This is a genomic window from Rhodanobacter sp. Soil_C_14 (genome assembly GCF_057657335.1).
Window position 1 is genome coordinate 233,926 of record NZ_JBDGIQ010000003.1, and the last position, 12,764, is coordinate 246,689.

A 12,764-nucleotide genomic window follows, 5' to 3' on the forward strand; every position below is an offset into this window, starting at 1 on the left:
ACTCCGTCAATGCGCTGCCTGCTCGTGGTTGCGTCACTGCTGCTGGGAAATGCATGGCCGGTGCTGGCGGCGGAGGTCACCGTCCACCTCGACGATGGCCGCGGCCATGCGGTGAGCGACGCGGTGGTCATGCTGATCCCGGATGCGGCTCCGGCTGTGGCATCCGCGCCACCGGCACCGGCCACCCACGTCGTCGACCAGCGGGACGAGACCTTCGTTCCCTACGTGCAACTGCTTCATCCCGGCGACGAGGTGGTGTTCCGCAACAGCGACAGCACCCGCCACCACGTCTATTCGTTTGCCGCGATCAGGACTTTCGAATTCGTGCTGCGGCCGGGGGAAAGCTCGCCGGCCCTGGTGATGGACAAGAGCGGCATCGCCGCGGTGGGCTGCAACATCCACGACCACATGATCACCTACCTGTTCGTGTCCGCGGTGCCGGCGATCGCCCTGTCCGGTGGTGACGGCAACGCCACCATCGGTCATCTGGCGCCGGGTCGCTACACCGCGCACGTCTGGCACCCGCAGCTGCATCCCGGTCATCCGCAACCGAGCCAGAGCGTGACCGTCGGGGGTGATGCCGACATCGGGCATCTGGATTTCACGCTGTCGCTGATGCCCGATCCGCGCATGTTCATGGATCGCGAGCACCTGGACTACTGAGCCGACCATGCGCACCATGGGTTTCCGCCTTCGCCTCGCGCTGTTCTTCGTCGCCACCCTGGTGACGGTGCAACTGCTGACCGCCGGCCTCGTCTACGAGGTGACCCGGCGCGCCCTGGTGACCGAAGGCGAGCGCCAGCTGACCGCCAACGCGCAGGCTTTCGTGGCGCAGATGGACGACATCTCGGCGCGGATCGGCGGCAACGTCGAAGTGCTGTCGCTCGACTACGCGCTGCGCTCGGCTATCGCCGAACGCGATCGGGGCACCGTGTTGTCGGTGCTGCGCAACCACGGCCGGCGGGTGGGTGCCTCGCGCATGCTGCTGATCGGCCTGGACGGAACGGTCGAGGCCGATACCGCCGCCACCACGAGCACGCCGCAGCGCTTTCCGTTTCCCGACCTGATCGATGACGCCTATGACCGGCGCACCGCCGCGGTGGTCGCGCTGGACGGCAAGGCGTCGTGGATGGTGGTGGTGCCGATCTATGCGCCGCAGCCGGTGGGCCTGGTGGTGGTCAACGTGCCGCTGGATGACGTGCTGCTGGCGCACATGCAGCGGCTTTCCGCCTTGCCCCGCGACATCGAGCTGGCCACGCAGACCGCACCGGATCGCTGGGACGTGGTGGCGCGGGGCGATCGCCACACCGGGCTGGTCGACAGCCTCGCCAGCGCACATCGCGGGCTGCCATGGAAACCGCTGCTGACCGAGGTCGGCGGCAAGGAATACATGGTGCTGGCGCAGCGCCTGAAGCAGCCGAAGCAGGGCGCGCCGGTGGTGGCGGTGCTGGGCTATTCGCTGGACGACGCGCTGAGTCCGTTCCGCTCGATAGCGATCGCGTGGGCGACGCTGCTGGCGCTGGGCCTGGGCGTGGGCCTGCTCGGTGCATGGTTCACCGCGCGCAGCGTGTCGCGCCCGGTCGAGGCGCTGGCCGCCGCGGTGCGACGCATCGGGGCGGGTGATTACCGCACCCCCGCCAGCACCCGGCGACATGACGAAATCGGCCAGTTGGCCGGCGCCTTCGACGCCATGACCGAAGCGGTGTGCCAGCGCGAGCTGCGTATCCGCCACCAGGCCATGCACGACAGCGTCACCGACCTGCCCAACCGGCTGGCTGCCGAAGCCAGCATCGACGAAAGCCTGGCAAGCCATGCGGGCGAGGGCGCCCTGCTGATGGTCGGGCTGACGCGGGCGCCCGAAATCATCAAGACGATGGGACACGCCCTGTGCGACCGGCTGATGCGCGACGCCAGCGAACGCATCCGCCGGGTCGCGATGGATGCCTTCCTTGCCCGCACCAGCGACACGCAGTTCATGCTGTGGCTGCCGCGGGCCGGGCAAGACGCCGCGATCGCGGCCGGGCTGCGCGTGCTCGACGCGCTCAACGAGCCGTACCAGGAAACCGACGTCAGCATCGATCGGCTGCCGTCCGTGGGCATCGCGATGGCGCCGGCCGATGGCCAGCAAGCCGACATGCTGCTGCGCCATGCCGAGGTCGCCCAGTTCGCCGCCGCCGGCTCGGCCAGCGCGCTGAGTTTCTATGATGCAGCCACCGACCCGCATCGGCCCGAGCGGCTGTCGCTGATGGGCGACCTGCGCGAGGCACTCGATCGCGACGGCCTGCTGCTGCACTACCAACCCAAGTTCGACCTCGCCACCCAGCGCACCGATGGTGCCGAGGCGCTGCTGCGCTGGAGCCACCCGCGACGCGGCTGGGTGGCGCCGGACACGTTCATCGGCATGGCCGAGGACACCGGCAACATCCATCGTGTCAGCCGCTGGGTGCTGGCCAGCGCGCTGGCGCAGGTTCAGCGCTGGATCGAACGTGGCCTGGCGCTGCACATCGCGGTGAACCTGTCGACCCGCGACCTGGAGGATGCCGAGTTGCCGGCGTGGATCGCCGCGCTGCTGTCGATCCATCGGGTGCCGGCATCCTGCCTGACCGTGGAAGTGACCGAGCGGGCCGTGATCGGCGAACCGGACACGGCGATCCGCATCCTGCGTGGGCTGGCCGAGCAGGGCATCGGCATCGCGATCGACGATTTCGGCGTGGGCCAGGCGACCTTCGCCTACCTGCGCCACCTGCCGGTCAGCGAACTGAAGATCGACCAGATGTTCGTCCGGCACCTGGCCACCGATGCGAACGACCGGATCATCGTGCGTTCCATCGTCGAGCTGAGTCATCAGCTGGGCTATCGCGTCACCGCCGAAGGCGTGGAGGACCAGGGCGCGCTGGATTACCTGGCTGCGGTCGGCTGCGATCATGCACAGGGCTTCTTCATCGCCCGGCCGATGCCGGCCGAGGCTTTCGCGACCTTCGTCGGCGGGCAGGCCGGGCTGGCCGCCGCGGGGCCGCGCCGATGATGCGCCGGGCCTGCCTGTGCTGCCTGCTGGTCTTGTACGTGCCGGCGGGTCTCGCCCAGGAGTTCAAGTTGCATGCATGGCTGGACGGACGCCTGGTCGCCGCACCCGGCGAAACCAGCTGGACCCGCGGCGGCCTGGGCAAGACGCGTTTCGGCGGTGGCGTCGATGCCCGCTTCGGCGGTGCGGGCGTGGTCGGCACCGCCCAGTTCACGCCTGCGCTGATGGCGCTGGCCTCCGTCCAGTGGCAGGACACCGACTACGCCACGCTGGACACGATCGAAGCCTACCTGCGCTACCGCCCGGTGTCGCTGTCGCGCTGGCGCTGGTCAGTGCAGGCCGGCGCTTTCCTGCCGCCGATCTCGCTGGAGAACGATGCGATCGGCTGGACCAGCTCGTGGACGCTTACGCCTTCGGCGATCAACAGCTGGGTCGGTGAGGAATTGCGCGCGACGGGCGCGGAGGGCCGGCTCGAATGGCGCGGCGACGACGCCAGCTGGGAACTGCGCAGCGCGCTGTTCCAGCGCAACGATCCGGCCGGCAACCTGCTGGCTGTGCGTGGCTGGTCGCTCAGCGACCTCACCTACGGGCTGGGCAGCCGCCCGCACGAGCCCGACGCGGTGGTGCGCCGAAACGGTGGCCAGCCGCCGGGACGCTACGATCCGTTCCAGAATATCGGCCATCGCACCGGCTGGTACGCGAACCTCGACTGGCGCACGTCTGCCGGCGGCAGGCTGAGCCTGATGCGTTATGACAACCGCGCCGATCCCGCCGCGCACAGCGACAGCGGCGTATTCGCCTGGCACACCTGGTTCTGGAGCCTGGGCGCCTCGGCCGACACCGGCCCGATCCGCTGGATCGCCCAGGCGATGGACGGCGCCACCGTGATCGAGCCGGTCGACGGATTGCAGTTCGAAACGCGCTTCCGCTCGGCCTTCCTGCTGGCGGGATGGAACCGCGGGGCGTGGCGCCCGGCATTGCGCATCGAGCACTTCAGCACCCGCGAACTCGCCGCCGCCGTGGGCACCGGCCAGGGCGAGCACGGCAACGCCGTCACCGCGGCGCTCAACTGGCGCCCGCGCGACTGGCTGCGACTGAGCGCCGAGGTGCTGCGCATCGATAGCGTGCGCACGCAGCGCGTCGACGCGGGGCTGGCGCCGGGGTCGGCGGTCACCCAGGTGCAGGTGGGCGTGCGGCTGATCTATTGAGCGGCTTCCGCGAGATGTTCGCCCGGCACACGGGAACCTCCTGAGCACGATTGCATCCGATCCCTGACGATCCACTTCATCCACACCATGCGACAAGGGGAGAACGACATGTTGCTCTATGCAGTCCTGATTTTTGCGGTGGCCGCCATCGGCGGCCTGGTGCTGGCCTCCAGCGTGCTGCGCGGCAAGCTGGCGCCGTGGGTGATCTCGATACTGCACGCGCTGCTCGGTACCAGCGGTCTGGTGCTGCTGATCCTGGTGGTGCTGCAGGGTGCGGCGCCGGGTCGGCTCACCGCGGCGCTGGCCTTGCTGGTGCTGGCGGCGCTGGGGGGCTTCTTCCTCGCTTCGTTCCATATGCGCAAACAGGTGGCGCCCAAAGCCGTGGTGCTCGTGCATGCCGGCGTCGCGGTGGTCGGCTTCCTGACCCTGCTCAGCCTGCTGCTGGGCTGAGCGGCCATGCGCCATCCGCTGCACCCCGCACTGGTCCATTTCCCGATCGCCTGCTGGTCGCTGGCCACGGCGGCGGATCTGGCCAGCCTGGTCTGGGGTGAGCCGGCGTGGAATCTTGCCGGCGTGTTGCTGGTGGCGGGGATCGGCTTCGCGATACCCGCCATGCTGGCCGGTTTCCTGGAGCTGGCGAAAATCGCCGCGGACCACCCGGCGATCCGCGACCTCAACCGGCACATGATCGCGGTGATGAGCGCACTGTCCTGTTATGCGGCCAGCCTGTTCCTGCGCCTGCAGGGCGCCCGGCTGACCGAACCGGGCGCGCCGGCGATCGCGCTGAGCGTGCTGGGTTTCGTCGCGCTGGGCGTTGCCGGCTGGCTCGGCGGCAAGCTGGTGTATGGACACCGGCTCGGCGTCACTCCACCGTCGGCGTAGTGGCCCGCTTTGCCTTCAACGGTCGGGGGACGCGCCACAGGTACCACGCCGCGGCCGTGCGATGCGGGCTCCACGCCTAGCCGATCAGCGCCATCGCCTTCGGCGTCGGCGCCGCGTCGAGCGACTTCAGCAGCCGGTAGCCTTCGCGCACACCGAAATCGTCAGCCGGCAGGATATCGGGCCGGGCCAGGCTGTAGATCAGGAACATCTCCACGGTCCACCGACCGATGCCCTTCAGCGCGCTCAGGCGGGCGATGAGCTCGTCGTCGGCGAGCGACTGCGCGGTGGCGAGGTCGGGCACCACGCCTTCCAGCGTGGCCGCGGCGATGCCCCGGATCGTCTCGATCTTGCGCGCCGAGAAACCACAGGCGCGCATCGCGTCGAAGCTGGTGTCGAGCAGTTGCCGCGGCGACGGAAACGCCGACCGTGGATGCAGGGCGAGCAGGCGGGCGACGATCGCATCGCCGGCCTTGACGTGCAGTTGCTGGTAGGCGACCGCACGCACCAGCGCTTCGTACGGTTCGCGGGCGGGTTTCGGTTCGTGTCCGCAAGGACCGAGTTGCGCCACCAGTTGCGCCCAGTCGGAGTCGATTGATGCCAGATGTTTCGATGCATCGACGGATGCCGGCTTGCGGCCTTTCATCGGACGAACTCCCTGGCTAGCCGGCGCAGCGAAACGTGAGGTTGATGCGGCATTCGCCCAGCGCTTCGTGATGGTTCGGCTTCAGCGGCAGCACGCCATGATGGCGCAACCGCGCCGGACCGCCCCACACGACCACGTCGCCGTGAGCCAGCGGCACCCGCATCGCGGGATCGCTGCGCTGTTCGCCACCGAACAGGAACACGGCGGGAATGCCCAGCGACACGGAAACGATCGGCTGGCCGAAGTCGCGCTCGTCGCGATCCTGATGCAGGCTCAGCCGGGTGCCCGGCTCGTAGCGGTTGATCAGGCAGGCATCCGGCGCGAAACCGGCAAACCCGGCCTGGGCGGCCGCGCTGGTGGCGAGCTTGCGGAACACGTCGGGCAGCAGCGGCCAGCGCTTGCCGCTGTCCGGATCGACCGGATCGTAGCGATAGCCGCGCCGGTCGCTGACCCAGCCCAGCGATCCGGCATTGGTCATCGCCACCGACATGCGCAAGCCGCCGGGGGTGATCAGGTGGCGGAATGGCGCCTGCGCCACGATCGCATCGATCGCCTGCAGCAGCGGCGCCTCGTCGGCCAGCGCAAAGCCGCGCAACACCACCGCGCCTGCGCACAAGGACTCGTCGCGCCGCGGCGCCCGGATGCCGGCGAACAGGTCGGTGGTGATCATGTGGCGTCGTGGAAGATGATGCCCAGCGTGTGGCGATGGCCGCTGCGCAGCCGGCTGACGCCATGACGAAGGTTCACCCGGTAGCTGCCCCGCGTGCCACGCACCGGGCGCTGGTGCACCGCGAACACCACCGCGTCGCCCTGGCGCAGCGGCACCACGTCGGCGCGTGACTGCATGCGCGGGCGCTGCTCGGTCAGCACGAATTCGCCGCCGCTGAAATCCCGCCCCGGCTCGGACAGCAGGATCGCCACCTGCAACGGGAACACGTGCTCGCCGTAGATATCCTGGTGCAGGCAGTTGTAGTCACCGGCGCCGTACTGCAACAGCAGCGGCGTGGGCCGCCGCTGGCCGGCGCCGTGGCAGCGCGCGAGAAACGCCGCGTGGGACTCGGGATAGCGCACGTCGATGCCCATCGCCGCATTCCAGCGATTCGCGACCGGCGCCAGTCGCGGATAGATCGCGCCGCGCAAGTCAGCCACGGTGTCCGGCAGCGGGTAGACAAAATACTGGTACTCGCCGCGCCCGAAACCGTGCCGGCCCATCACGACACGGCTGCGGAAGATCGCCTCGTCGGCGTAGAGGCCTGCCAGGTCGCGGCACTCCCGCGGCGACAGCAGGGCTTCGAGCATCGCAAAGCCCTGCGCGTCGAGGTCGTCCGCGACGTTGGCCCAGTCGAAAACTTGCAGTCGCGCAGCGACGTCATTCGTCATCGCGTCGGGCATCGCGTTCATGCCTTGGCTTCGCGGGCGAGCAGGGCGCGCTTGCGTTCCACGCCCCAGCGATAGCCGGACAGGCCGCCGTCGTTGCGCACCACGCGATGGCAGGGGATCGCCACCGCCAGCATGTTCGCCGCGCAGGCGCCGGCTACCGCCCGCACCGCCCTGGGCGAACCGATGCCTTGGGCGATCTCGCTGTAACTGACGGTGGCGCCGGCCGGAATGTCGCGCAGCGCCCGCCAGACCCGCTGCTGGAACGCGGTGCCGCGCACGTCCAGTGGCAGGTCGAGGCCGAGCGCCGGCGCCTCGACGAAACCGACCACCGTCGCCACCAGCTGCTCGAAGGCGCGATCGCCACCGATCAGGTTCGCCCTGGGAAAGCGGTCCTGCAGGTCGCGGGCCAGGGTGTCCGGGTCGTCGCCGAACAGGATAGCGCAGACCCCACGCTGGCTCTGCGCGACCAGGATGGCGCCCAGCGAGCACTCGCCGATCGCGAATCGGATGTCGTGGTCGACGCCGCCGGCGCGGTAGCTGGACGGCGTCATGCCGAGCAGCTGGTTCGAGCTCTCGTAGAAACGGCTGCTGGCGTTGTAGCCGGCGTCGAAGATCGCCTCGGTCACGCTGCTGCCGCGACCGAGTTCGCTGCGCACCCTGCTGGCGCGGTGTGCCGCGGCATATTGCTTCGGCGTCACCCCGGCGATGGCCTTGAAGATGCGGTGGAAATGGAACGGACTCAGGCCGGTCGGTTTCGCCAGTTGCTCCAGCGTGGGCGCGGTCTCCGCGTTCTCGATCAGGCGGCAGGCCGCGGTGACCATGGCCGCGTGCTGCTCCTGCAGCGACAGCTGGTCCGGCTTGCAGCGCTTGCACGGGCGAAAGCCGGCGCGTTCCGCCGCCGCGGCCGAATCGTGGAAGGCCACGTTCTCGGGCCGGGCCGGACGGGCTGCGCAGGAAGGACGGCAGTACACGCCGGTGGTCCTGACCGAATAGAAGAAGCTGCCGTCGGCGCCCGCATCGCGCGCCTGCAGCGCGGCCCAGCGGGGGTCGCTCAGGGTGGCGGCGGCCTGTTCGGCGATTTTGTCGGCGGTTTTCATGGGTGTGCTCCCGAAGATTATCTCGTGCAGCCAATCTACGGGGCGGTGGCCGTGGTGGCACTCCGGGTCTTGCGGTCGAATTCGCGCCGTTCATCGTGATGGGCATGCAAGACACTGGCGCCTGCGTGGGAGATATCAAGTGCCGATGGCTGCGCGTGTGCGGGAAGTCGCGATTTACCGGTAGCGCGATCGCGTATACCTTCACCGGGCGCCGCCGTGGCCGATCGCCAGCGGCGCCACTGTTCATCGCCAGAGGCCTGCGCATGACGAAACAGAGGACGCGACCGGGCAGGGATGTCCCGCCAACCACGGCGTTCCCGAGACGATGCGCGTGCGTAGCCGTTCTGATCGTGTCGCTATGGGCCGGCGGCGCGGCCGCGGCAACGCAGACGCTCGCCAGCGGCTGGCGCTTCCGCCTCGATCCGCATTCGCCCGCCGCGCAGACCCACCCGGAAGCGGCGGGCTGGCGCGCTGCCCATGTGCCGGGCAGCGTGCAGACCGACCTGCTGGCGGCGGGCGTGATCGTCGATCCGTTCCAGCGCGACAACGAGGCGGCGTTGCAGTGGATCGGCCTGGCCGACTGGCAATACCAGTTGCCACTGGCGATCGATGCGGCGACCTTGCGACATGGCCATGTCGATCTGGTCTTCGACGGCCTGGACACGTTCGCCGACGTCTCGCTCAACGGCCAGCCGCTGCTGGCCGCGGACAACATGTTCCGGCGCTGGCGCGTGCCGGTGAAGGACGTGCTGCACGCGGGCAGCAATACGCTGCAGGTCACGCTGCATTCGCCGATCGCCCGGATGCAGCCCTGGCTGCTGAAACAACCCCACGCCTTGCCGGGCGAATTCGATTCCGCGTTCGGCGACGAGCCGAAAGGCCGGCAGACATCCAATTACGTGCGCAAGGCGAACTACCAGTACGGCTGGGACTGGGGCCCGCGCTACGTCACCGAGGGCATCTGGCAGCCGGTGCACCTGGAAACCTGGGACGAGTTGCGGCTGGCGGATTTCCATATCGCCCAGCAGCATGTCGATGCGCAGGCCGCGCAATTGCTGGCGCAATTCGATCTTCGTGCTGACCATGCCGGCAAGGTCGGGTTGCGGGTGACGTGGACCGCGCCTGACGGCAGCCACCGCAGCACGACCCTGGAGACCTCGCTGACTGCCGGCGACAACCATGTCGAGCTGCCGTTGCGCATCGAACATCCGCAGCGCTGGTGGCCGGTCGGCTACGGCGAGCCGAACCTGTATCGCTTCCATGCCGAAGTGGTAGTGGCCGGCAAGGTCATCGCCAGCGCCGAGCGCGATACCGGGCTGCGCAGTGTGGAGCTGCGGCGGCAGCGCGATCGCTGGGGCCGCAGCTTCGCTTTCGTGATCAATGGCGTGCCGGTCTTCGCCAAGGGCGCCAACCTGATCCCGCTGGACAGCTTCCCCGAACGCGTCACCGCGGCGCGCCTGCAACAGATCCTGCAGTCCGCCCGCGACGCCAACATGAACATGCTGCGCGTGTGGGGCGGTGGCTATTATCAGAGCGATGCGTTCTATGCGCTGGCCGACCGGCTCGGCCTGATGATCTGGCAGGACTTCATGTTCGGCGGCGCGATCCCGCCGTACGACGAGGCGTTCCGCGAGAACACCCGGATCGAGGCGACCGAACAGGTCATCCGCCTGCGCGATCACCCGAGCATCGTGCTGTGGTGCGGCAACAACGAGGTGCAGACGGGTTGGGAGTCCTGGCCCGACCGCAAGAAGTTCGCCGAGTCCATCGGACCGGCCGAACGGGCACGCGTCGAGCGCGGCATGCGCACCCTGTTCGGCGAAACCCTGCGCGACGTGGTGCAGCGCCATGCGCCGGACGTGCCGTACTGGGCCAGCTCGCCGAGCACGGATTTCGACGGGCCGGCCAACGTGCCGAACGACGGCGACATGCACGTGTGGGATGTCTGGGCCGGCTCCGCCCCGATCGAGGACTATCTGAAGACCACGCCGCGCTTCCAGTCCGAGTACGGCTTGCAATCGTTCCCATCGATGGAAACCATCCGCAGCTTCGCCGCACCGTCCGACCTGTCGCCGGAGTCGCCGGTGATGCGCGCGCACCAGAAATTCGACGGCGGCAACGGCAACCGGCGCCTGCTGTTCTACATCCGCAAGTATTACGGCGAGCCGAAGGATTTCGGGTCCTTCGTCTACCTCAGCCAGGTGATGCAAGCCGAGGGCATCGAGCTGGCCGCCGACCACCTGCGCAGCGCGCGGCCGCAAAGCATGGGCTCGCTGTACTGGCAGCTCAACGACGTGTGGCCCGGCGCCTCGTGGTCGAGCATCGACTACTTCGGACGCTGGAAGGCGCTGCAGTTCCACGCCCGCCGCTTCTACGCGCCGTTGCGGGTGGCGCCGATCCGTCGCGGCGGACGTACCGAGGTGTTCCTGGTGTCCGACCGCACCGCGCCGCTGGATGCCCGGCTGCGCCTGCGCGTGATGGACATGGATGGGCAGCTGCTGCACGAGCGCCTCGACCAGGTGCGTGTGCCTGCGCTGGCCAGTACCCGCGTCGCCGAGTTGGCCGATGCGGCGCTGCTGCAAGGTGCCGATCCGCATCGCAGCTTCGCCGTGTTCGAGCTGATCGTGCAGGGCAGGGCGGTGTCGCGACATCTGCTGTATTTCGATCGCGCGTCGACCTTGCAACTGCCGTCCCCGGAGTTGCAGGCGGAGCTCCGCGACAGCGGCCATGGCGTGGTATTGAAGCTGCACGCGAAACATCTGGCGCGCGCCGTATGGATCGACTTCGGCGAACTGGATGCCAGGGTATCGGACAACGCCCTCGACCTGCTGCCCGGCGAAAGCATCGAACTGCAGGTCAGCAGCCCGGCCGATCTCGCCTCGTTGCAAGCGGCGTTGCAGGTGCGCTCACTGGTCGATGCCACGGTCGGGCAAAGCGTGGCCCGCGACGGGGGCTGCAGCGTTTCTCCGGGGAAATGCGTTAATCCCGCGCAAGCCGGGATTCGTGTAAGGCTTGCGAAACCGCAACCTGGATTTCCACCTTCGCGGGAATGACGGGCAAGCGGGTCATTCGAGGGCCTTCATCGAATCATGAATACATCTCGCCGTTCCCTGTTGAAGTTGATGGCCGGCGCTGCCGGTGGCGCCATGCTCGGCGGCATCCCGCTGGTACACGCCGCATCGCGCTTTCCCAGCCATCGCCCGCCCCTGGGCAAGCGCAAGTTCACCAGCGCAGCCGTCGAAGCGCTGATCGCCCGCACGCGGGCGAAGATCGGCGATCCCGAACTCGCCTGGCTGTTCGAGAACTGCTACCCGAATACGCTGGACACCACGGTGCAGCTGGGCAGTCTGGGTGGCAAGCCGGATACCTTCATCGTCACCGGCGACATCGACGCGATGTGGCTGCGCGATTCCTCGGCGCAGGTGTGGCCGTACGTGTCGCTGGCTGCGCACGACGAAGCGCTGCGCCGGCTGTTCCGCGGCCTGATCCACCGCCACGCGCGGTGCATCTCGATCGACCCGTATGCCAACGCCTTCCTGCCCGATCCGCAGGCGAAGACGCCACTGTCGTGGGCGCAGCAGGACCTTACCGACATGCGCCCGGGCGTGGCCGAGCGCAAATGGGAGATCGATTCGCTGTGCTATCCGATCCGCCTGGCGCATGCGTACTGGCAGGCTACCGGCGATCGCCAGCCGTTCGACGACGACTGGCGCACCGCGATGCATGCCGTGCTGGCGACGTTCCGCCAACAGCAGCGCAAGCACGGCCCCGGTCCGTACCATTTCCAGAGGCCATCGGCCAACCCTACCGATACCCAGTTCCTCCGCGGCTACGGGCAGCCGACCCGGGCAGTCGGGTTGATCCATGCGATGTTCCGCCCATCGGACGACGCCTGCGTGTATCCGCTGTTCATCCCCGGCAACCTGTTCGCGGTGAGTTCGCTGCGTCAACTGGCGCAGCTGTCCATCGCGCTGCACGACGAGCGCGCCTTTGCCGGCGAATGCACCGCGCTGGCCGATGAGGTGGAACAGGCGCTGCAGAAGTTCGGCGTGATGCGCGATGGGCAAGGCAACGAAATCTGGGCGTACGAAGTCGACGGCTACGGCAACCAGCTGTTCATGGACGATGCCAACGCGCCGGGATTGTCGAGCCTGGCTTACCTCGGCTGCTGCAAACGCGACGATCCGCGCTACCGGCGCAGTCGCGCACTGGCCTGGAGCCCGCGCAATCCGTATTTTTTCCAGGGCCGCGCGGCGCAGGGCATTGGTGGCCCGCACCAGGGCTTGCGGATGATCTGGCCGATGTCGATCATCGTGCGGGGCCTGAGCAGCGATGACGACGGCGAGATCCGCCAGTGCCTGCGCTGGCTGAAAACCACCCATGCTGGCACCGGCTTCATGCACGAGGCCTTCGATCAGGATGATCCGGCACATTTCACCCGCGCGTGGTTCGCCTGGGCCAACACCCTGTTCGGCGAACTGATCGTGCAAGTGGCGGCGCAGCGACCGGAGCTGCTGCGGCGCGCATGACCC

At 68.5% G+C, this 12,764-nt stretch carries 10 protein-coding genes and 1 pseudogene; 7 read left to right on the plus strand and 4 right to left on the minus strand.

Translation table 11 applies throughout. The features are described 5' to 3' along the window. The first annotated feature begins 9 nt into the window (after positions 1-9). The 5 genes from AC3A56_RS09635 to AC3A56_RS09655 all read left to right on the plus strand — a co-directional run bounded on the left by AC3A56_RS09635 (position 10) and on the right by AC3A56_RS09655 (position 5,112). Positions 10-663: a cupredoxin domain-containing protein gene (locus AC3A56_RS09635; protein ID WP_487770151.1), complete on the plus strand. Its 654-nt coding sequence runs from the start codon at positions 10-12 to the stop codon at positions 661-663. A gap of 7 nt (positions 664-670) precedes the next feature. Further along, positions 671-3,025 (plus strand): putative bifunctional diguanylate cyclase/phosphodiesterase, encoded by a 2,355-nt coding sequence (locus tag AC3A56_RS09640; RefSeq protein ID WP_487770152.1) that lies wholly within the window; start codon positions 671-673, stop codon positions 3,023-3,025. After that, complete coding sequence (locus AC3A56_RS09645; protein WP_487770153.1) at positions 3,022-4,230, plus strand: porin family protein; 1,209 nt, start codon at positions 3,022-3,024, stop codon at positions 4,228-4,230. The genes AC3A56_RS09640 and AC3A56_RS09645 overlap by 4 nt, the downstream gene beginning before the upstream one ends. Before the next feature lie 108 nt (positions 4,231-4,338). Continuing rightward, complete coding sequence (locus AC3A56_RS09650; RefSeq protein WP_487770154.1) at positions 4,339-4,680, plus strand: hypothetical protein; 342 nt, start codon at positions 4,339-4,341, stop codon at positions 4,678-4,680. Between the two features lie 6 nt (positions 4,681-4,686). Continuing rightward, positions 4,687-5,112: a DUF2231 domain-containing protein gene (locus AC3A56_RS09655; protein ID WP_487770155.1), complete on the plus strand. Its 426-nt coding sequence runs from the start codon at positions 4,687-4,689 to the stop codon at positions 5,110-5,112. Between the two features lie 76 nt (positions 5,113-5,188). Here the strand turns inward: AC3A56_RS09655 and AC3A56_RS09660 are convergent, their stop codons facing one another. From AC3A56_RS09660 to ada, 4 genes are read right to left on the minus strand one after another with little or no spacing between them, the layout of a single operon-like run. Beyond that, entirely contained in the window at positions 5,189-5,755 is a 567-nt protein-coding gene (locus AC3A56_RS09660) for a DNA-3-methyladenine glycosylase family protein (protein WP_487770156.1), read from the minus strand. Positions 5,756-5,771: 16 nt separating this feature from the next. After that, the gene (gene alkB / locus AC3A56_RS09665) at positions 5,772-6,425 is read right to left on the minus strand and encodes a DNA oxidative demethylase AlkB (protein WP_487770157.1); all 654 of its coding nucleotides are present in this window, start codon (positions 6,423-6,425) and stop codon (positions 5,772-5,774) included. Beyond that, on the minus strand, positions 6,422-7,156 hold the full coding sequence (locus AC3A56_RS09670; protein ID WP_487770158.1) for a 2OG-Fe(II) oxygenase: 735 nt from the start codon (positions 7,154-7,156) through the stop codon (positions 6,422-6,424). The genes alkB and AC3A56_RS09670 overlap by 4 nt, the downstream gene beginning before the upstream one ends. Then, positions 7,153-8,232 carry a bifunctional DNA-binding transcriptional regulator/O6-methylguanine-DNA methyltransferase Ada gene (ada, locus tag AC3A56_RS09675; RefSeq protein ID WP_487770159.1) on the minus strand — a complete coding sequence of 360 codons (1,080 nt, stop codon included), beginning with the start codon at positions 8,230-8,232 and terminating at the stop codon, positions 7,153-7,155. The genes AC3A56_RS09670 and ada overlap by 4 nt, the downstream gene beginning before the upstream one ends. Positions 8,233-8,495: 263 nt before the next feature. Between ada and AC3A56_RS09680 the strand changes: the two are divergent. After that, positions 8,496-11,162 (plus strand): annotated as a pseudogene (locus tag AC3A56_RS09680) (beta-mannosidase); the annotation flags it as partial. Positions 11,163-11,321: 159 nt separating this feature from the next. After that, positions 11,322-12,761 carry a glycoside hydrolase family 125 protein gene (locus AC3A56_RS09685; protein ID WP_487770160.1) on the plus strand — a complete coding sequence of 480 codons (1,440 nt, stop codon included), beginning with the start codon at positions 11,322-11,324 and terminating at the stop codon, positions 12,759-12,761. Positions 12,762-12,764 lie beyond the last annotated feature (3 nt).

What these genes read in the sequence shown, in the direction of transcription:
- AC3A56_RS09635 (WP_487770151.1), top strand. Translation starts at nt 10, where the DNA reads ATGCGCTGCCTGCTCGTGGTTGCGTCACTGCTGCTGGGAAATGCATGG.
- AC3A56_RS09640 (WP_487770152.1), top strand. Translation starts at nt 671, where the DNA reads ATGCGCACCATGGGTTTCCGCCTTCGCCTCGCGCTGTTCTTCGTCGCC.
- AC3A56_RS09645 (WP_487770153.1), top strand. Translation starts at nt 3,022, where the DNA reads ATGATGCGCCGGGCCTGCCTGTGCTGCCTGCTGGTCTTGTACGTGCCG.
- AC3A56_RS09650 (WP_487770154.1), top strand. Translation starts at nt 4,339, where the DNA reads ATGTTGCTCTATGCAGTCCTGATTTTTGCGGTGGCCGCCATCGGCGGC.
- AC3A56_RS09655 (WP_487770155.1), top strand. Translation starts at nt 4,687, where the DNA reads ATGCGCCATCCGCTGCACCCCGCACTGGTCCATTTCCCGATCGCCTGC.
- AC3A56_RS09660 (WP_487770156.1), bottom strand. Translation starts at nt 5,755, where the DNA reads ATGAAAGGCCGCAAGCCGGCATCCGTCGATGCATCGAAACATCTGGCA.
- alkB (WP_487770157.1), bottom strand. Translation starts at nt 6,425, where the DNA reads ATGATCACCACCGACCTGTTCGCCGGCATCCGGGCGCCGCGGCGCGAC.
- AC3A56_RS09670 (WP_487770158.1), bottom strand. Translation starts at nt 7,156, where the DNA reads ATGAACGCGATGCCCGACGCGATGACGAATGACGTCGCTGCGCGACTG.
- ada (WP_487770159.1), bottom strand. Translation starts at nt 8,232, where the DNA reads ATGAAAACCGCCGACAAAATCGCCGAACAGGCCGCCGCCACCCTGAGC.
- AC3A56_RS09685 (WP_487770160.1), top strand. Translation starts at nt 11,322, where the DNA reads ATGAATACATCTCGCCGTTCCCTGTTGAAGTTGATGGCCGGCGCTGCC.